Annotated in this window: 1 pseudogene; it reads right to left on the bottom strand. The window is 41.3% G+C overall.

From position 1 onward, the window contains the following. A pseudogene (locus tag LKX83_RS33215) lies at positions 1-223 on the bottom strand (InlB B-repeat-containing protein); the annotation flags it as partial.

Here is a 223-nt window from a genome sequence, read left to right as displayed (position 1 = left end):
AGGCCTCTCTGTAGAACTCCCTTGCTGTCCAAGCCCCCACGTCCACACTTTTCCTTCTTCATCTAACGCCAATCCACTCTTCTCATCTATAGTAATATCCTGAATATGACTGAGATTATTTATCTTAAATGGTATAAAACGAGACATCTTTGTTCCATCACCTAGTTGTTCTTTTTCATTTTGTCCCCATGCCCACACTGTTCCGTCATTCTTAAGTGCAAAG

It is taken from the genome of Cohnella baijiui (assembly GCF_020731285.1).
GTDB lineage: Bacteria > Bacillota > Bacilli > Paenibacillales > Paenibacillaceae > Cohnella.
Note: the sequence above shows the minus strand (reverse complement) of the source record. Positions and strands in the feature narration are given on the sequence as shown.